Below are 19997 nucleotides of genomic sequence, written 5' to 3'. Positions count from 1 at the left end.
GAATATGACTTCAGATTTCAAACCCGTTTCTTCCTCAAAAATTAGTATCTCAGAATTAATGCTGCCGTCACACACCAATTTTAGCGGCAAAATCCACGGAGGATACGTCTTGCAATTGCTCGATCAGATTGCCTTTGCCTGTGCCTCAAAATTTTGCGGAAATTACTGCGTAACCGCCTCTGTCGATACCGTCAATTTTTTAAAACCCATAGAAGTCGGCGAGTTGGTAACCATGAAAGCTTCGGTCAATTATGTCGGGAGAAGTTCCATGATTGTAGGCATTCGAGTAGAAGCCGAAAATATCCAGACCGGCGCCATAAAACATTGCAATTCCTCTTATTTTACAATGGTTGCCAAAGACAAAGAAGGCAAAAGTGTACAGGTTCCGGGGCTTATTTTATCCAATCTTGACGAGGTGCGCCGCTTTAGAAAATGCATCAAACAAATTCAGGCCAAGAAAGAAGTCGAAGAACACGCAAAGCGCACCAATGTCAATTCTATAGAAGATCTGGCGAGTCTCGATCAATACAATGTGCTTCTGGAAATCAATTAGTATTTCGGCAATTTATCCCAACATAAATAATAAAAAACGCAACTCTTCAATCGCTTAAAAATGCTGTACTTTTTGTTGGGCGTGCCACCATCCCGACAAGAGGGCTATAGTACTGTGCGCCTATACGCCCTCTTATCGGGATGCTGTCGGGCTATTCGCGCTACTTCGGTAGCTTGCTGCTATCCCTCACGCAAAACCACACCAGAAGAAGAGCTTTTTCAGGTAATAATCTTCAAACAGAAGTTTATTTTCGAGCTTTACACGTAAAATTTCACCCCTCCGATGCCAAATTTGACGTCTCCGATGTCAAATTTCACATCCCTGACGTCAAATTTCACGTCCCTGACGCCAAATTTCACGTCCCTGACGCCAAATTTCACACCCCTGACGTCAAATTTCACGTCCTTGACGCCAAATTTCACGTCCCTGACGTCAAATTTCACGTCCCTGACGTCAAATTTCACATCCTTGACGCCAAATTTCATGTCTCTGACGTAAAACTTCACATTTATTACCCATAAAATAGAGTGCTACTTCATTACCTACTCCAGAGGGCAGACATTCAAAGCCAATAACTCACAATTAAAAAACATCTCACCTTTCACATTTTTACCTCCCAAAAACATTTCACAAATTTTTAGCATACTGCAAACAACTAAGTGCCATTAAATTGCGTAACTTTAAGTGTGATCATTTGGTTACAGAATAATAGTTACGGAGTACTGCCATCCGATTTTTTTTGTGTTGAATTAATTTCTTTTTTTCCTTCTTTAAATAAAAAAATCGCTTGACATAATTGTTTAAATACTTACGATTATGAAAAAAACTACATTAATTATGTTACTTTTTACTGCTTTTTCAACGCTTGCGCAAGGAAAATTTAAAACCAGCACAGCAATCGTAAACTTTGAAGCATCGGTTCCTTTTTTTGAAGAAGTAAAAGCAGTAAATAAGCAGGGGAAGATTGTGTTGGACCCAAAGACAGGCTCGCTCACATGTGTGCTCGTTATGAGAGATTTTCATTTTAAAATGGAACTTATGGAAGAACATTTTAACGAAAATTATATAGAAAGTCATCGCTATCCTAAAGCGGTTTTTAAAGGTAAAATAGTAAAATTTGACCTTAATGATATCGATGAACTCGATAAAGAGTATAAAATTGCAGGAAAATTATACCTGCACGGAAAATCGAAAGAAATTGTAGTAAACGCATTTCTCAAAAAAATTGGCGGAGGTATTCAGATTGTATCAAATTTTCAGATTATGGTAGACGATTTTGATATTGATATTCCGTACATGATTGCGAACAAAATCTCAAAAACGGTCAATACAGACATAATCGGCACCCTGCAGGGAGAAGGTTTTCATTCTAACCCAGTTGCAGTAGCTAATAAATAATAATCCGGGAAAAACAAATTACGATAAGCAACTTGATAATGCGGTTTTTAGGTCGGTAAATTCAAACTGAAAACCTGTTTTTTCTATTTTTTCAGAAGAAACTCGCTGACCTTCCAGAATGGCAAGGCTCATTTCGCCCAAAATGATTTTCAATAAAAATACGGGAACTTTAGGCAACCAAATAGAGTACCCCAATAGTCTGGCAAATGTTTTTGAAAAGCTTTGGTTGGTTGTGTCATCAGTAACTGCGGCGTTGTAGGCACCACTCGTTTGTTGATCCTGGATGGTTTTTAGGTATATTTTGCACAAATCCTCGATATGAATCCAGGGTAGATATTGTTTTCCGGTTCCCAGAACAGAACCCAATCCTAATTTGAAGCTTGGCTGTATTTTTTCTAAAAAACCTTCGTTTCTGCCCAAAACAATTCCAGTTCTGATTTTTGCGGTACGTATACCCAAAGCACTAATAATATCGACAGCTTTTTCCCATTCCTGACAAGTATGTCCCAAAAAGTCATTGGCCGCAGGGGAGGTTTCGTTACAGATTGTATCGTTGGTAATCGCACCATAAATACCAATTGCAGATGCAGAAACAAAAGCATCTAATGGTTTATTATGTTTCTTTAAAACAGAAGCAATGAGTTCAATTGGTCGCACACGACTATCTAAAATGGCTTTTTTTCGTCGAGCAGACCATCTTTTTTCTACAATGCCTTCACCGGCAAGATGAACAATGTAATCTGCTTTGAGAATGGCTTCCTCTTCGATATAGCCGAGATCTACATTCCATTTGTAGTAAAAGGTTTTCGAAGTGTTTTTTCTTTCAGAACGACTCAAAATAGATACTGTGTAGCCGTTGGCAATCAAGACATCGGTGAGGTATTTGCCAATAAAACCAGTACCTCCGGTAATTAAAACATTTTTAGCCATATCTTTTGGAATATTTAACAAATTGTTTTGTTTAACAAAATGTAAATATACTTAAACATTTTGTATCTTTATAGCAAATTTTAAATTTTATAAAAATGGCAGCTAAAAAAAAGATTCTGACAAAAGAGGATATTGTTTCAATGTACATGAATGATGTTTTGGAGAAGGGAGAAAAGCTAAAATCGGTTTTTCAATTTGTGAAGGGAAAAGATTTTTCGGAGGCAGAATTTTATGCCTTTTTTGGAACTTTAGAAGGATTAGAAAAAGAAATTTTCAAATTGTTTTTAGTCAATACAATTGATTTATTGCATAAAAACACAGATTATCAGGACTATGACATGAAAAATAAAATGTTGAGTTTTTACTTTACTTTTTTCGAAATATTGACAGCCAACAGAAGTTTTGTGCTTTTGGCATTAAAAAACGATTCAAATCCAATCAAGAATTTAAAGCAGTTGAGCGCTCTTCGCGAAAGTTTTAAAGAATATGTTGCCGAAATTCTAACGGATGATTATAGAATCGAGCAGGAAAGGCTCCAGAAATTTCAGGAAAAATCGCTTCAGGAATCTGCTTGGATACAACTGATGTTAACAATTAAATTTTGGATGGATGATGTTTCTCCTGCCTTCGAGAAAACAGATATTTTTATCGAAAAGTCTGTGAATGCTTCATTTGAATTGATGAATATCGCACCGATCAATCATCTTATTGACTTAGGAAAATTTTTATTTAAAGAAAAAATATACAGCAAATAATGAAAACAATAGATTATATACCCACCTCAAAAATAGAAAGAGCCAGTAAATTGGTTCAAACAGGAGCCAAAGTTGGCGTGAATTACATTAAACATTATGCCGAAAAAATGGTCAATTCTGACCTGACGCGTGATAAACTGAACGAAAATAATGCAGAGGACATTTACGACGGACTAAAAAGCCTGAAAGGAAGCGCCTTAAAAGTAGCTCAAATGTTGAGCATGGATAAAAACTTTTTGCCACAAGCCTACGTAGAGAAATTTTCTTTGTCTCAGTTTTCTGTGCCGCCACTTTCGGCACCATTGGTTTTAAAAACGTTTAAAAACAATTTTGGCAAAACGCCTTACGAAGTTTTTGACGAATTTAATGCCAATTCTGTCAATGCGGCCAGTATTGGGCAGGTACATCTGGCGGTGAAAGAAGGTAAAAAATTAGCCGTAAAAATTCAGTATCCCGGTGTTGCCAATAGTATTTCATCAGACTTAGCTTTGGTAAAACCAATTGCCATCCGTATGTTTAACCTGCAAGGCAAAGATTCTGATAAGTATTTTAAAGAAGTAGAAGATAAATTAATTGAGGAAACCAATTACTTGCTTGAGCTAAAGCAAAGTCAGGAAGTGGTTGAGGCCTGTGGAAAAATAGAGAACATGCTTTTTCCTAATTATTATCCGGAGTTTTCGTCAGAAAAAATCATCACGATGGATTGGATGACCGGAATTCATCTTTCTGAATTTACAGCCAAAAATACCGACCGTATTGTTGGGGACAAAATAGGTCAGGCACTTTGGGACTTTTATATGTATCAAATTCATGTGCTGAAAAAAGTACACGCAGATCCGCATCCAGGGAATTTTTTGGTAGACGATCAAAATAATCTGATTGCCCTTGATTTTGGATGCATGAAACAAATTCCGCAAGATTTTTATGTCCCGTATTTTGAGTTAATCAATAAAAATGTAATTACAGATCCGAAGCTTTTCAATCAAAAATTATTCGAACTAGAGATTCTTCGCCCCGATGATTCTCCCGCAGAAATTGATTATTTTACCGAAATGTTTCACGATTTGCTATCTCTTTTTACCAAACCTTTTCAGGAAGAAACTTTTGATTTTTCAGACGAGACTTTTTTTGAAAGCATCGCAAAATTAGGGGAACGTTTTTCAAACGATACCAACCTTAAAAAAATGAATGGAAATCGTGGTTCAAAACATTTTATATACATGAACAGAACTTTCTTCGGACTGTATAATCTGATGTTTGATCTGAAAGCGAAAATTGTAGTAACTAACTTTTTAAAATATTAATATTTTTTACAAAAAAAGAAGAAATAATGAGGAATATTGTAGTTATTGGCGGAAGTAAAGGCATCGGAAGTGCCGTTTTATTGCAGCAATTAGAGACAAATAAGGTATATAATATTAGCAGGAGCGCCCCAGATCTTACGCATCCAAACCTGACTCATTATGGTTTGGATATTTTGCAGGATGATCTTCCGGATATAGAAAACATCGATGCTTTGATTTATTGCCCTGGTTCTATTAATCTAAAACCTATTGCCAGATTAAGCGTTGATGATTTTAGAAATGATTTTGAAATCAATGTGATTGGCGCTGTAAAAGCAATTCAGAAATATTTACCTGCTTTAAAAAACGGGAACGAGCCTTCTATTGTTTTATTTAGCACCGTGGCTGTAAAATTAGGAATGCCTTTTCATGCAAGTATTGCAACGGCAAAGGCTGGGATAGAAGGTTTGGTAAAGTCGTTAGGGGCAGAATTGGCTTCTTTTGTTCGTATTAATGCCATTGCGCCGACTATTACAGAAACATCGCTTGCGGCTTCTATTTTAAGAAACGACCGTATGAAAGAAAATATGGTAGAACGTCACCCGATGAAAAGTTATTTAAAACCCGATGAGGTGGCCGGTATGGTTGATTTTTTGATCTCTGAAAAGGCAAAATCCATATCGGGGCAGATTTTCGAAATGGATTATGGTTTGGTAACTTTTAAAATGTAAGCCAGTATGAAAATTCTCTTAACAGGTGCAACAGGTTATATAGGAAAACGTCTTTTGCCGATTTTAGTGGCGCAGGGACATCATGTAATCTGTTGTGTTAGAGATAAAAACAGGTTTTATATACCCGAAGATTTTCAGCAGAATTTAGAAGTTATCGAGGTCGATTTTTTAGAAAAAGATTCATTAAAAGCGATTCCAGAAGCTATCGATGCCGCTTTCTACCTGATTCATTCAATGTCTGGTCCAGATACAAATTATGACGAATTAGAGAGTCAGTCGGCAGCCAATTTCATAGAAAAAATAAATCAGACTCAGGCGCAGCAAATCGTTTATTTAAGCGGTATTGTAAACGATAAATCGCTTTCTAAACATTTGTCATCCCGCAAAAATGTCGAAACTATTTTGTCGCAATCCACAGTGCCATTAACGACTTTGAGAGCTGGAATTATTGTGGGTTCAGGAAGTGCTTCTTTTGAGATTATCAGAGATTTGGTCAACAAACTTCCAGTCATGATTACGCCCAAATGGCTCAATACCAAATGCCAGCCCATTGCTATAAACGATGTTTTGGAGTTTCTTTCTAAAGCATTACTAAACCCAGCAACGTACCATCAAAATTTTGACATTGGCGGGCCTGATATTCTTACCTACAAAGAGATGTTATTGGGCTTTGCAGAAGCAAAACGCCTCAAGAGATACATTTTTACTGTTCCGGTCATGACGCCAAAACTGTCATCATATTGGTTGTATTTTGTTACTTCAACGTCTTATAAACTGGCTTCGGCGCTGGTAAGCAGCATGAAAGTAGAAGTTGTTTGCAGCAATCAGCATATCAACAAATTGCTAAACGTCACTCCTATGACGTACAAAGAGGCACTTTCCCGCGCTTTGCAGAAAGTAGACGAAGATAAAGTGGCTTCGAGTTGGAAAGATTCTCTGGTAAGCGGTCGCTTTAAAAGCAATATTTCGGGCTATTTAAAGATTCCGAAAAAGGATTGTTTTATTGACAGGCGAAAAAAAGAAATCGTAAACCTCGAATATACGATCAATAAAATTTGGGCCATAGGTGGAGAAAACGGCTGGTACTACGGTGATTGGCTGTGGAGTTTACGCGGATTTATTGACAAGCTTTTTGGTGGAGTCGGCTCTCGTCGCGGTCGCACCCACAAAAACCAAATTTATTCTGGTGATGCGCTGGACTTTTGGCGCGTTTTGTACGCCAATAAAGAAGAAGGCAAATTGATTTTGTATGCCGAAATGAAATTGCCGGGCGAAGCGTGGCTCGAATTTAAAATCATTCACAACACGTTGTATCAGGCTGCAACCTTTAAGCCAAAAGGTTTTTTAGGAAAATTGTATTGGTATTCGGTTTTGCCTTTTCACGGTTTTATTTTCAACGGAATGCTTAATAAATTGATAAAAGAGTAGGAGCTATTTCCTGCTATCCGCTTGTATCTTTTGTTTTTTAAAGAAAAAAACAAAAGGATACCGCTCCTATCAGGGCTATGGCTTTAGTTTTCATGAGGCATTGCGAGGAACGAAGCAATCTCACGCACTATATTCTTGTTAATGAGATTGCTTCGTTCCTCGCAATGAATTCTGCGTAAAAAATTAGAGTTTACTTTAAAATTCCTGCTTTGTATGTTGCAATAGCTCGCTCTCTGGCAAAAGCATGATCAATCATGGGTTTGTTGTAGCCTAAAGTAAATTCCGGAATCCATTTGCGAATGTAAATTCCTTTTTCGTCAAATTTCTTCAACTGAATTTCGGGATTGAAAACTCTAAAATAAGGTGCCGCATCACAACCTGTTCCCGCTGCCCACTGCCAGTTTCCTACATTCGAAGCCAATTCGAAATCTAATAATTTTTCAGCAAAATAAGCTTCTCCCCATTGCCAGTCGATGAGCAAATGTTTGCATAAAAAGCTGGCCACGACCATACGCACACGATTGTGCATATACCCCGTTTGGTTTAACTGACGCATACCTGCATCGACCATCGGGTAGCCTGTAGTTCCTGAGCACCAGCGATTAAAATCATCTTCGTTATTTTGCCACTGAATACCGTCATACGCCGATTTGAAGTTGCGATTGGTCACATGTGGAAAGCTATAAAGGATCTGAATAAAAAACTCTCTCCAGATCAATTCACTCAAAAAGGTTTGGTTTTTGCGGTTGGCCCAATTGACTAATTTTCGGATACTTACTGTTCCAAAACGTAAATGCGGAGACAAATACGAAGTGCTGTCTAAGGCCGGAAAATCTCGTGTTTCTTTATAATTAGCAATCTGACTCAGGTTATGAGGAATAACTTTTATTGAACTTCTTTCAAAACCAATGTCCGAAAGTTGTGGAAATAAATAGTCGTTTTTAGCAAAATTTGCAAAAAAAGGCTGCGTATCATTTTCGGCAACGCTTCCCAAAATACGATATTGCTCCAGCCATTTGTTTTTATAAGGCGTGTAGATGGTATAAGGCAACCCATCTGATTTGCTGATTTCTTTTTCTTCAAAAATAACATGATCTTTAAAGGCAAAAGAGCCAACATTGTTTTCTTTTAATAAAGCAGAAATGGCCACATCACGTTTGATGGCATAAGGCTCATAATCTTTATTGAAGAATACGTTCTGAATGTCAAATTCTTCTACCAGCGATTTCCAAACTTCGGCAGTTTTACCTTTTTTTATCAAAATTGAGGCTTGCACTTTGGCAAGTTCTTCATTTATTTTTTGAAGAGAATCATAGATAAAACTCACCCTCGCATCGTTTTGAGGAAGTCTTTCTAGAATTGCATCATCAAAAATAAACACAGGAATGACAGGTAAAACAGATTGCAGGGCGTGAAATAAAGCGGTGTTGTCATCCAGGCGCAAATCACGTCGGAACCAGAAGAAGTTAACTTTTTGTTTCATTATTTTTTTGAGTTGAACAATTCTTCGATTTTATTGTAACGGTAAGCAAAAATGGTTTTTATTTTTTCTCGTACCATAAGTGTGTTCATAATACGGCCTAAAAATCCTAAAGGCAAGGCGTAGTGTACAACATCGGTCATTTTTACTCCAGTATCCGTAGCTTCAAAAAAGTGTTTGTGGTGCCATAATGCATAAGGGCCAAAACGTTGCTCGTCTACAAAGTATTCGTTTGTTTTGGAAGTAGTGATGATGGTCATCCATGAAATCTTGATGCCCAATAGCGGTTTTAAGGTGTAAGTTATAACTTGTCCTGGATACATTTGTTTATTGTCGTAATCCTGAATTTCGAAACCCATAGTGTCTGGTGTTATCGTTTCGAGGTTTCTAGGGCTTGAGAAAAAATTCCAACATTCTTCTATTGTGGTATTGAGGTGCTGAACTGTTTCTATTTTATAAATTTTCATTGTTCCTGAAAGTTATTTTGTGATTCATTGTTGTTATGAAAACGAGTGCGCGTTAGGGATAGTAGTGGAGCTCTTTTATATCGGGCTTTTTTGCCTGATATAAAAAGCGGGAACGGATAGCTCGACCTTTAGGGAACGCCCAAATAATACTACATTTTGTAATATTTGAAAGGAACAAACAACATCCCGAAACATTCTCCGTCTTCTTTACCGAGGTGTTTGTGGTGTATTTTGTGCGCTTTTCGCAATCCGATGAGGTATTTGTTTTTGGTGTTTTTGAACCATTTAAACCTTTGATGAATCAATACATCGTGAATCATAAAGTAGCAAAATCCGTAGGCCGTGATGCCGCAGGCAATAAAAAATAAATAATTGAAGCCGCCGATGACACCAAAATAAAACAGGGTGATGCTGGGAATGGCAAAAATGACAAAGAAAATATCGTTGCGCTCAAAGGTATTTTCGTATTTTGGCTGATGATGGTCGGCGTGAAAATACCACATAAGACCGTGCATGATGTACTTGTGTGTGAGCCAAGTTACACATTCCATAAAGAGAAAAACACCTAGAAATATTAAAAAAGAAATCATTTTGGTATGTGTTGAATTGTTAAAATTGTGATTGAAATATTAAACTAACTTGAGTTTATAAGTTACGAAAGATTGTGCTAAAAGTCCCGCTTTTGTGTAATTTGAAACCCTGATTCTGGAGTTTCCAATTTCGTAATACGGCGTATTTTTGAGTTTTTTTAATAGTTTTTGATAATAAACATACGCTGTGTAAACGCCAAATTTGGCTTCCATAGGCAATTTTACGATACCTTCGTAAGCGACTCTGAAATCTTCTTCGATTTCGGCGATGATGGCCGTTTTGGCATTTTCATCAAATGTTTTTAAGTCAACTCCCGGGAAATAATTTCGGTTTAAAACGAGATTATCATCTTTTAAATCTCTCAGAAAATTTACCTTTTGAAAGGCCGAGCCCAATCGCATGGCTTCGCTTTTAAGCTGCTGATATTTTTCTTCTTTTCCGTCTACAAATACTTTAAGGCACATTAATCCTACCACATCGGCAGAGCCATAAATATAGTCTTCGTACTCGGATTTGGAGCTGTAAGTCGATTTGATGAGGTCTAATTTCATGCTTTTTAGAAAAGCCTGAATAAGATCATCTGTGATGTTGTATTGTCTTACAGTATGCTGGAATGAATTGAGAATAGGGTTAAGGCTAATATTCAATTCGATTGCTTTGTAATACTCTTTTTCAAAATCTTCGATTAAAATTTCTTTATCATAACCATGAAAAGAGTCTACAATTTCGTCTGCAAAACGCACAAATCCATAGATACTATAAATGGCGTCGCGAATAGTTGGCGACAGCATTTTTACCGCCAAAGAAAAGGAAGTACTGTAGGTTTTAGTTACCAACTTGCTACATTTAAAGGAAACAGTGTCAAATAATGATTTCATTTTTATTGAGTTCTGATTGATTTCTTAATTAATTCAGCTACTAATTTTCCTGAAATTAAAGCAGGAGGAACACCAGGTCCAGGAACGGTTAATTGTCCTGTAAAGTATAAGTTTTTTACTTTTTTGCTTTTTAATTTTGGTCGCAAAAAAGCAGTTTGTAAAAGTGTATTTGCCATGCCGTACGCATTTCCTTTGTACGCATTATAGTCAGCCACAAAATCGTTTTTGCAAAATGATTTCTTAAATATAATGTTATTTTTTATCTTTTGTTGCGTAAGTTCTTCAAAACGAGTAATTATTTTATCAAAATATTCTTCTCTTAAATCTTCAGAATCATCAATTCCGGGTGCCAACGGAATGAGGAAAAAGCCGCTTTCCATTCCGTCAGGTGCGGCAGTTGTATCTGTTTTTGACGGAAAGTTGGCATAAAATAAAGGAGCTTCAGGCCACTTTGGCTTATCGTAAATATCGGAAGCGTGCTGATCAAAATCGACATCAAAAAATAAAGCATGATGACTTATATTCTCTATTTTTTTATCAAAACCGACATAAAAAAGTAAAGACGAAGGGGCGAAAACGCGACTGTCCCAATATTTTTCAGAATAATTGCGATGTTCGGCGTCCAGTAAAGTTTCGGAATGGTGATAATCGGCTCCACTCAAAATAATATCAGCTTTTATCACTTTCCCGCCAATTACAATAGCTGTGGCTGTTTTTTGCTCGACGATTATTTTTTCGATTACCGAGTTGGTTTTGATGGTGACGCCCAATTCAGTAGCGAGTTTTTCCATGCCTCGTACGACGTCAAACATTCCGGTCTTAGGATGCCACGTACCCAAACCAAAATCAGCGTAATTCATAAAATTGTAAAATGATGGCGTTTTGGTTGGTTTAGCTCCTAAAAAAAGTACTGGAAATTCTAGAATTTGAATTAATCTTTGGTTTTTGAACTTCTTTCTAATATCATTACTAACTGTGCCAAAAAACTGATTTAATTTTAATGCCGTTTCAGGTGTTATTAACTCCAGCGGAGAAACACCCGGTCGGTAGACCAAATCTTTTATCGCAACATCATAATTGCTTTTGGCTTGATTGATAAAGTTTTCCAGTTTTTTGCCACTGCCTTTTTCAATACTTTCAAAAGTAGTTTTGATTTCTTCGAGGTTGTCAAAAATACTTACGAAATCATTTACGCCAAAATAAACCCTGTATGCAGGATTTAGCTTAATGAGTTCATAATAATCGGCAGATTTTTTATCAAAATCATTAAAAAACCGTTCGAAGACATCTGGCATCCAGTACCAGCTTGGCCCCATATCAAAGGTAAAACCTTCTTGTTTTAATTGACGGGCTCTTCCGCCAATGGTTTCGTTTTTCTCATAAACAGTTACTTTATGCCCTTGCTGCGCCAAGTAACATGAGGCTGCGAGAGAAGAGAAACCAGATCCTATTATTGCTATTGTCTTTGTCATTTGTTTAACAAATATACAAAAACTTAAAACAAAAAAAATTAAATTTGATTAATTGTTTCATCCATAGAACTGAATACTCGAATTTTCTCTGATAAATTGTCACGATCGATATGTTCTGTCATGCTGCCCATAAGCCAAATTTCGTTATTGCCTTTAAGTAGTTTTTCTTCCATCGTTTTTACATATTGGTTGATAATATTGCGATCGGGCTGGATGGTCATAAAGGAAACAAAGGTGATGTTCTCAAAATGTTTGGTCAGGTCTTCCAGGTTTTCTATCGGCATGCTTTCGCCTAAATAAACCGTTTTATAACCTTGAAGCAGAATTTCGTATTGCAAGTATAACAGGCCTATCTCATGTATTTCGTTAAGTGGCAACGAAAGCACAAATACTTTGTCTGTTTTGGTTGGTTTCAGAATTTGTAAACTTTCGGTATGAATGATTATTTTTTGCTTAATTAAATGGCTCATAAAGTGTTCATTGGCAGGTGTGATGGTTTCGGACTGCCATAATAAGCCCAATTCTTTTAATAAAGGAAGAAAATGATCTTTGAAGACCTCTTTGAATGTTTTTTCTGAAATTAGCCAATCAAATGTATTGAAGAAGATTTCCTGATCAAAATTCATCATAGCCATCTTGAAAGAATTTATAGCGAAATTCTGAGAATTTTTTTTCGAAATGATTTCTCGAATTAATTGTTGAATTTTTTCTTCTGAATAAGTAGCAATTTTTGAAATTTTATAACCATACTGATGCAGTAATGTAATGTTTAATAATTTCTGTAAATTTTTTAAATTATAAAGTCTAATATTGGTGTCCGTTCGCATAGGCTCAAGGATATTGTATCTTTTTTCCCAGATGCGAATAGTGTGTGCTTTAATGCCAGATAAGTTTTCGAGGTCTTTTATACTGAAAACAGTTTTAATATTGTTTATCATTCTTTATAATTTGATAAACAAATGTAGAATAAAATTTGATAAAAAAAATAAAACCAGACTAAAATGATAGGTGACTAAAGGTTTACTGAGTTGTAATGGTTAAGTTTGTCCAAATGCAAAATCGTTTTTGAGCCATCTTTGCTTCTGTTATACATGGTTTCAAATTTTGCTCCGTAGATAATTTCTTCAAAAGTATACGAAGTTCGAGCCGCAACTGTATTACTAAACATATCATCAAAAGTGGTGATGAATACCAGGATTTCGCCATGAGTTTCTTTAAAATCTTCTTCAGTAAAGTTGTATAACGGGCTACTTTCTGTTATAGGATGAACCAAAGTCCAGCTTAACGAAAGCGCATTAATGCTATTTAATTCCAGATCTAAAGTATAAAAAGCGTTAGTTCTTTTTCCGTCTTCCTCTACGCTCATTCCTAAAGTAATATTGGCTTTTGCATCTGTAAAATTGGTATTTTTAAAAGGAACTAACCGAATCATTAATGCTTTTCCTTCTCCATAAGGCGAAATTAACGCATTGTGCGAGAATTTTAAAAAGGCTGTGGGTTTGCTAAATCTCCCAAAAAATAAACCTGTGGCGATGGCAAAACTCAGTAATCCAATTAATGCCTCTGCCGCTGACAAAGCACTTGTCAGGAAACCTGTTGGGCTGATGTGTCCGTAACCAACTGTAGTAAATGTTTGGGCACTAAAAAAGTAAGCTTGTCCAAATTGCGTCCATTCACTTCCCGATTTTGCGATTCCATCCAGATGCTCAATTCCGATGGCGTAATAGATTACAGCAAAAACAAAATTTATCGAAATATAAAAACTAAATAAGATGAGCATAAACTTCCAGTTGGGCATGTCAATCATCGTATGGTACCAGCTAATGCGGCGTAAAAAATGCATGCCTGTTTTTTCGATATTTGGAGTGCCGTTTTTGTTGACAAATCTTCCGCCGTAGCTATTGGCATTGGTTCCAAAGCCTGAGTTTTTGTCTGTTTGTGCTTTATTATTGGCTTTTTTAAGAAGTTCCATTGAAAATTGAAAGTTAATTCGCAAATGTATGAATATCTTTCAAACAAAAGAATATCACTAAACCATAATAAAAAAACAAAGCAAGCTATAAAATTTCTTTTGTAGTTTGCTTTGTTTTATAATTGATTTTGAGTGCTATTTGCAGAAAGTCGCTCTGTTTTTTATAGCGCTTTGGCTGCCCAATTCTATTGCTTTAGAAAAATCTTTACAGGCATTTTTTTTGTCTCCAGTTTTATTATATGCCAAACCACGCAAGTTGTAGGCCACATAATCTCTCGGATTCATTTCCAGACATGCAGAGCAATCATCAATTGCTTCGCGATAATTCATCAATTTATAATTGACGTTGGCTCTTCCTGTAAAAGCATCTGTATTCATGGTGTCCAATTCGATTGCTTTGCTAAAATCTTCAAGCGCGCCTTTTAGATCATTGAGTTTTAGTCTGGCGACACCTCTGTTTTGATATGCTTCTCCAAATTTAGAATTCATTTTAATGGCTCGGGTGTAGTCGTCGATGGCGCCTTTTGTGTTGCCTGCTTCGGCTTTTTTCATGGCTTTGTCAAAATAGCCGGTTGCTGATTGTGCCCAACAAGAGCAGGAGATCAGGAATAATAATGATAGTAAGATCTGTTTCATAAAAAATCTAATTTGGGGTTAGGTTGTTTAATTCTAAAACGAATATAGTAAAGATTTGTTTTGTCAGAGAACATCTTTTGTGAAATATTAATTAAAGAATTTCATATATTTTGAAATGTATCCTGTTGAAGATTTTTTTTATTAGAAATTTATAGTGAGCTTTTAAAAAAAAAACGCCAACTTATATAAATGACTATGATATCTATTTTTGCAAATTAGTATAAAGAAGACTACTAGATATTTTATTAGAGTTTACTTGCTTTATATTTAAGTCTTTTAAGTCGCTGCAGTTAAAGTCTAAAAAAATATCAATCATATCGTTTGTTTTTTTCGACATTGGCCTTTTAATTGATTTTATGAAGTTATAAATTAGAAACTTTTATGATAAGACTTTAGGGATGATAGCAAGTTTTTGCTTTCATGACTTACTCTGCTCATTTTGATAGTATTGGATGTTGATGCTTTTAATTACTACATGTGTGTCTCTGGAATCATATCTTAAAGAGATTTAAAGAAAGACATTGCTGTAAATTAAGTATTATTTACAACACTTCTAAACAGCAAATCACGAAAGATATTATAAGAATATTAGCTATATTTGTTATGTGAAAAAATATTTATCCATATTGTTTTTATCTGTTTACCTGCTGTCAATAACACAGTTAGGTGAATTATTAAAAGTGCCGCTGATGGTAGAACATTTTGTGGAACACAAGGAAAAAAACACTAAACTAACTATTTTGGGTTTTTTACGTCTTCATTATCAAGGTCAAGATGTTTTTGATGACGATTATGAAAAAGACATGAAACTTCCTTTTAAATCACATACTAATATTTGTTGTATTGCCTTTTATCCATTATTACAAGAATTTAAAACAATACAAAAAGTAAACTATAAATATAAAAAGGAGAATTTATATTCATATTCCTTTTTATATTCTTCAACTTTTCTTTCTTCTATCTGGCAGCCTCCCAGAAATTGTTAATCGTTTTTTTATAGCTTACAAATTTTCGCAACAAATTGCGTGTTTTGTGCTATGCTTTACTTTTTATAATCACGATTAACACATAAACGTATGTTAACTAAAATAATTGAGTTTTCCGTAAGGAATAAACTCATCGTAGGGCTTTTTATAATTGCCCTGATGGGCTATGGCACCTACCAAGCCACCCGATTGCCTATTGATGCTGTCCCTGATATAACCAACAATCAGGTCCAGATTATTACAATAGCACCTTCATTTGGCGCGACTGATATTGAGCGATTGGTCACTTTTCCTATAGAACAGGCCAACAGCAATATTTCGGGGATGAAGGAAATTCGCAGCTTTTCCAGATTTGGATTGTCGCTCGTAACGATTGTATTTGATGATGATATTGATATTTATTGGGCACGACAACAAGTTGCAGAACGATTGCAGCAGGTACAAAATGAGATTCCGCAAGGCATTGGAACGCCTACCTTAGGGCCTATATCTACAGGTCTTGGCGAAATTTATCAATATGTGGTGAAACCTAAAAAAGGGTTTGAGCAAAAATTTGATGTAACCGAATTAAGAACGATTCAGGACTGGATCGTCAGACGACAACTTCTTGGTGTAAAAGGCGTTGCTGAGGTAAGTAGTTTTGGCGGTAAGCTAAAGCAATACGAAATCAGCATCAGCCCCGATAAACTGCATGCTTATGGTTTAACGATTAACGATGTTTTTACGGCTGTTCAAAATAACAATCAAAATACAGGCGGTTCTTATATAGAAAAAGGACCAACAGTACTCTACATTCGCAGCGAAGGTCTCATCGGAAATGTTGAAGATATAGAAAACATTGCTATCCAGAATAAAGACAGCGATATTCCTTTATTTATAAGAGATGTAGCTGAGGTAAAAACGGGTTTTGCAACACGTTACGGCGCCATGTGTTACAATGACGAGGGTGAGGTTTCCGGCGCAATTGTAATGATGTTAAAAGGAGCCAACAGTAGCCAAGTCATTAAGGATGTAAAAGAAAAAATTGCCCAGATACAAAAAACATTACCTGATGGTGTAGAAATTGAACCGTTTCTTGACAGAACAAAAATGGTCAATAATGCCATTGGCACAGTCGAAAAAAACTTGCTCGAAGGTGCCTTAATTGTGGTGTTTGTTCTGGTGTTATTTCTGGGTAATTTCAGGGCTGGATTGCTCGTGGCATCGGTAATTCCGCTGGCCATGTTGTTTGCAATTTGTATGATGAATCTTTTTGGCGTAAGCGGCAATCTGATGAGTCTCGGAGCTTTGGATTTTGGTTTAATTGTAGATGGCGCTGTGATAATTGTAGAAGCCATTATGCATCAGCTTTCGAGTACCAAACAATATAAGGAACACGCTTCTCTAACTTCCGGACAAATGGATAAAACCGTTACAAGCTCGGCAAGTAAAATGATGAATAGTGCCGTTTTTGGGCAAATAATAATATTAATAGTGTATCTGCCAATTTTTACCTTACAAGGTATCGAAGGTAAGATGTTTAAACCAATGGCACAAACAGTCGCTTTTGCTCTGCTGGGCGCTTTTATTTTATCTCTGACTTATATTCCGATGATGAGTGCTTTTTTTCTAAGTAAAAAAACAGTGCACAAAGAAAATGCATCCGATCGAGTGATGAAATATCTTGAAAATGGCTATCAGCGCACCTTAAAAAAAGTACTTCGTTTTCCTAAAGCCGTTTTGGGTACCGTTGTGCTTCTTTTTGTCTTGGCCGTGATTACGCTTACTTCGCTGGGAGGCGAATTTATTCCGGCACTTGAAGAGGGAGATTTTGCTGTTGATACTCGAGTGCTTACGGGCAGTAATCTTAATACAACTATAGAAAGTACGCAAAAAGCAGCGCATATTTTAAAAAGTCAGTTTCCTGAAGTATTAAAAGTTGTCACGAAAATTGGGAGTGGAGAAGTGCCTACAGATCCGATGCCAATGGAAGCCAGCGATATGATGGTAATTTTGAAAGATAAAAAAGAATGGACTTCTGCTACAACTTTTAATGAATTGTCGGCAAAGATGAGCAAAGCTCTCGAAGATGTGCCCGGAATTACTACTGGATTTCAATTTCCGGTACAAATGCGTTTTAATGAGTTGATGACCGGAGCGAGACAGGATGTTGTTCTTAAAATATTCGGAGAGAATCTCGATACACTGGCTGTTACAGCAAGTAAACTAGGTAAAATTATTGCCACAGTAGACGGAACGGCAAATTTATTTATAGAACCCATTGCAGGTATGCCGCAAGTAATTATAGCCTACAACCGACCTGCAATTGCGCAACATCGTTTGTCAATAGCCGACATCAACAAGGTGATAAATACTGCTTTTGCAGGACAAAGTACGGGATTGGTTTTTGAGCAGGAAAAAAGATTTGATTTGGTCGTACGCTTAAATGCCACTGAAAGAAAAGATATCGATGATATTCAAAATCTTCTAATTCCTACACCAGGCGGTAGTCAGGTTCCTTTGTCGCAACTGGCTACCGTAGAAATTAAGAACGGTCCTAACCAAATACAGCGTGAAGATACAAAACGTAGAATCGTGGTTGGTTTTAACGTAAAAGACAGAGATGTACAAAGCATCGTGAAGGAGCTGCAAGCCAAAGTAGAGAAACAATTAAAGCTACCAACAGGGTATTATGTTACTTATGGTGGTGCTTTTGAAAATTTAAATCAAGCGAAAGATCGTCTTATGATTGCCGTACCTGTTTCGCTGATCTTAATTTTTATTTTACTGTTTTTTGCATTCAACTCTGTAAAACATGGGTTGCTTATTTATACTGCAATTCCGCTCTCTGCTATTGGAGGGATATTTTTTCTTGCTCTTAGAGGAATGCCTTTTAGCATTAGTGCCGGAGTAGGTTTTATAGCCTTATTTGGGGTAGCCGTTTTAAACGGAATTGTATTAATAGCGGAATTTAACCGACTTAAAAATAATGGCATGAAAAATCTGGTTCAAATTGTTTTAACAGGTACAAAATCAAGACTTCGCCCTGTATTAATGACTGCATTTGTCGCTTCTTTAGGGTTTTTACCAATGGCACTTAGCAACGGTGCTGGTGCAGAAGTACAACGCCCTCTGGCAACAGTAGTAATAGGTGGTTTGCTGGTGGCGACCTTTCTAACTTTGTTTGTATTGCCTTTGCTTTATATTTTGTTCGAAAAAGGATTTAAAACAAAGAATCTAACACAAAAATTAGCAGTTGTTGTGGTTTTCTTTTCTGTACTTTCCGGTGCTCATGCACAGGAAAAAATAAGTTTGGAGACCGCCTTAAAAATGGCAACAGAGCAAAATAATACTATTAAAAACGAAAGACTGAAAACGGCCTATGCTCAAGCACTTATAAAATCGGCTGCTGATATTCCGAAAGCAACCGTTTTTGCAGAAGCAGGACAAATAAATAGTGCCTACAATGATACCCGATTTGGTATTTCGCAAACCATTGCTTTTCCTACTATTTACAAAAAGCAAAAACAGCTTTTATCTGAACAGTGGAAAACGTCAGAATTGAATACTTCGTTAAAAGAACTGGAAACTAAAAAAGCGGTAACAAATGCGTTTTATACTTTTTTATATTTTAAAGAAAAAGAAAAACTACTGCAACAAGCCGATACACTATTTAGTGAATTTTATGCAAAAGCAAACCTTCGTTTGCAAAAAGGCGAAAGTAATATTCTGGAAAAAACAACTGCCGAAAATCAGCGCACTGCAATTACCATACAATTGATGCAATTGCAACAGGAAATACAAGCTAATTTACTGGAACTGCAAATACTTTTAAACTCGGAAGTTTCCGTGATACCTTCGGAAAAAAGTTTAAAATATCCACTTCTTCTGATGAATGGAGGAATTGATAACAATATGCTTTTAAAACTTTCGCAACAGCAGAAAAGTAATGCCATAGCACAAACAGAATTGGAGAAATCCAAATACTGGCCTGATCTTACGATAGGTTATTTTAATAATAGTTTTAGAGGTATGGGACCCGACAATAATTATTATGATGCGAGCAATCGCTTTAGCTCGATACAGGCAGGATTAGGCATACCTATTTTTACAGGAAGCCAAAGTGCTAAAATAAAAGCGTCTAAGGTAGGCGAAAGTATTGCAGAAAACCAGTACGAAATGCAAAGGCAAATTTTGCAAACACGCTACAAACAATTAATGGCTACTTATAAAAGTAATAGCGAGGTAACACACTATTTTGAAGATACAGGTTTAAAAAATGCCACTTTGATTAAAGAGACAGCCAGCAGGCAATTTAGCAATGGCGAAATTAATTTTCTGGATTTTGTAATGGTAGTCAATCAGGCAATTAGTATTCAAAATAATTATTTAGAAGCTGTACGATTATTAAATGAGAGCAGTATCGAACTTAACTTTATCACTTCAAATTAATACATT

The 19997-nt window shown here is 36.2% G+C and carries 18 protein-coding genes; 8 read left to right on the top strand and 10 right to left on the bottom strand.

Annotated elements, in window-relative coordinates:
* Positions 1–4: 4 nt before the first annotated feature.
* Positions 5–553: an acyl-CoA thioesterase gene (locus tag J3495_RS12115; protein WP_210666814.1), complete on the top strand. Its 549-nt coding sequence runs from the start codon at positions 5–7 to the stop codon at positions 551–553.
* Between the two features lie 257 nt (positions 554–810).
* Here the strand turns inward: J3495_RS12115 and J3495_RS12110 are convergent, their stop codons facing one another.
* Positions 811–1038, bottom strand: a complete 228-nt coding sequence (locus J3495_RS12110) for a hypothetical protein (protein ID WP_210666813.1) — start codon at positions 1036–1038, stop codon at positions 811–813.
* A gap of 331 nt (positions 1039–1369) precedes the next feature.
* Between J3495_RS12110 and J3495_RS12105 the strand changes: the two genes are divergently transcribed.
* On the top strand, positions 1370–1951 hold the full coding sequence (locus J3495_RS12105; protein ID WP_210666812.1) for a YceI family protein: 582 nt from the start codon (positions 1370–1372) through the stop codon (positions 1949–1951).
* 18 nt (positions 1952–1969) lie between these two features.
* Here J3495_RS12105 and J3495_RS12100 read toward each other — a convergent pair whose 3' ends face one another.
* Complete coding sequence (locus J3495_RS12100) at positions 1970–2881, bottom strand: TIGR01777 family oxidoreductase (protein ID WP_210666811.1); 912 nt, start codon at positions 2879–2881, stop codon at positions 1970–1972.
* Between the two features lie 95 nt (positions 2882–2976).
* Here J3495_RS12100 and J3495_RS12095 point away from each other — a divergent pair, with 95 nt between their 5' ends.
* The 4 genes from J3495_RS12095 to J3495_RS12080 are packed head-to-tail and all read left to right on the top strand — an operon-like array spanning position 2977 to position 7078.
* Entirely contained in the window at positions 2977–3636 is a 660-nt protein-coding gene (locus tag J3495_RS12095) for a TetR family transcriptional regulator C-terminal domain-containing protein (RefSeq protein ID WP_210666810.1), read from the top strand.
* Positions 3636–4940, top strand: a complete 1305-nt coding sequence (locus J3495_RS12090) for an ABC1 kinase family protein (protein ID WP_210666809.1) — start codon at positions 3636–3638, stop codon at positions 4938–4940. Before J3495_RS12095 ends, J3495_RS12090 begins: the two co-directional genes overlap by 1 nt.
* 26 nt (positions 4941–4966) lie before the next feature.
* On the top strand, positions 4967–5650 hold the full coding sequence (locus tag J3495_RS12085; RefSeq protein WP_210666808.1) for an SDR family NAD(P)-dependent oxidoreductase: 684 nt from the start codon (positions 4967–4969) through the stop codon (positions 5648–5650).
* A 6-nt stretch (positions 5651–5656) separates the two neighbouring features.
* Positions 5657–7078: an SDR family oxidoreductase gene (locus J3495_RS12080; protein ID WP_210666807.1), complete on the top strand. Its 1422-nt coding sequence runs from the start codon at positions 5657–5659 to the stop codon at positions 7076–7078.
* A gap of 190 nt (positions 7079–7268) precedes the next feature.
* On the opposite strand, the gene J3495_RS12075 is transcribed toward J3495_RS12080, so the two are convergent.
* The 8 genes from J3495_RS12075 to J3495_RS12040 all read right to left on the bottom strand — a co-directional run bounded on the left by J3495_RS12075 (position 7269) and on the right by J3495_RS12040 (position 14574).
* Entirely contained in the window at positions 7269–8564 is a 1296-nt protein-coding gene (locus J3495_RS12075; protein ID WP_210666848.1) for a cryptochrome/photolyase family protein, read from the bottom strand.
* Positions 8561–9025 carry an SRPBCC family protein gene (locus J3495_RS12070; protein WP_210666806.1) on the bottom strand — a complete coding sequence of 155 codons (465 nt, stop codon included), beginning with the start codon at positions 9023–9025 and terminating at the stop codon, positions 8561–8563. The genes J3495_RS12075 and J3495_RS12070 overlap by 4 nt, the downstream gene beginning before the upstream one ends.
* Positions 9026–9174: 149 nt before the next feature.
* Positions 9175–9615 (bottom strand): sterol desaturase family protein, encoded by a 441-nt coding sequence (locus J3495_RS12065; protein ID WP_210666805.1) that lies wholly within the window; start codon positions 9613–9615, stop codon positions 9175–9177.
* A 39-nt stretch (positions 9616–9654) separates the two neighbouring features.
* Positions 9655–10494 carry a phytoene/squalene synthase family protein gene (locus tag J3495_RS12060; RefSeq protein WP_210666804.1) on the bottom strand — a complete coding sequence of 280 codons (840 nt, stop codon included), beginning with the start codon at positions 10492–10494 and terminating at the stop codon, positions 9655–9657.
* A gap of 2 nt (positions 10495–10496) precedes the next feature.
* Complete coding sequence (locus J3495_RS12055) at positions 10497–11966, bottom strand: phytoene desaturase family protein (RefSeq protein WP_210666803.1); 1470 nt, start codon at positions 11964–11966, stop codon at positions 10497–10499.
* Positions 11967–12004: 38 nt separating this feature from the next.
* Positions 12005–12904: a MerR family transcriptional regulator gene (locus J3495_RS12050; protein WP_210666802.1), complete on the bottom strand. Its 900-nt coding sequence runs from the start codon at positions 12902–12904 to the stop codon at positions 12005–12007.
* A 74-nt stretch (positions 12905–12978) separates the two neighbouring features.
* Positions 12979–13938, bottom strand: a complete 960-nt coding sequence (locus J3495_RS12045; protein WP_210666801.1) for an ion channel — start codon at positions 13936–13938, stop codon at positions 12979–12981.
* Between the two features lie 135 nt (positions 13939–14073).
* Positions 14074–14574: a tetratricopeptide repeat protein gene (locus J3495_RS12040; protein WP_210666800.1), complete on the bottom strand. Its 501-nt coding sequence runs from the start codon at positions 14572–14574 to the stop codon at positions 14074–14076.
* 605 nt (positions 14575–15179) lie between these two features.
* Between J3495_RS12040 and J3495_RS12035 the strand changes: the two genes are divergently transcribed.
* On the top strand, positions 15180–15560 hold the full coding sequence (locus J3495_RS12035) for a hypothetical protein (RefSeq protein WP_210666799.1): 381 nt from the start codon (positions 15180–15182) through the stop codon (positions 15558–15560).
* 90 nt (positions 15561–15650) lie between these two features.
* Positions 15651–19991, top strand: coding sequence for a CusA/CzcA family heavy metal efflux RND transporter (locus J3495_RS12030; protein ID WP_210666798.1), 4341 nt, complete (start codon positions 15651–15653; stop codon positions 19989–19991).
* Positions 19992–19997 lie beyond the last annotated feature (6 nt).

The organism is Flavobacterium geliluteum (genome assembly GCF_017948595.1).
GTDB classification, from domain to species: Bacteria; Bacteroidota; Bacteroidia; order Flavobacteriales; family Flavobacteriaceae; genus Flavobacterium; species Flavobacterium flavipigmentatum.
This window is presented reverse-complemented; position numbering and strand designations above follow the sequence as displayed.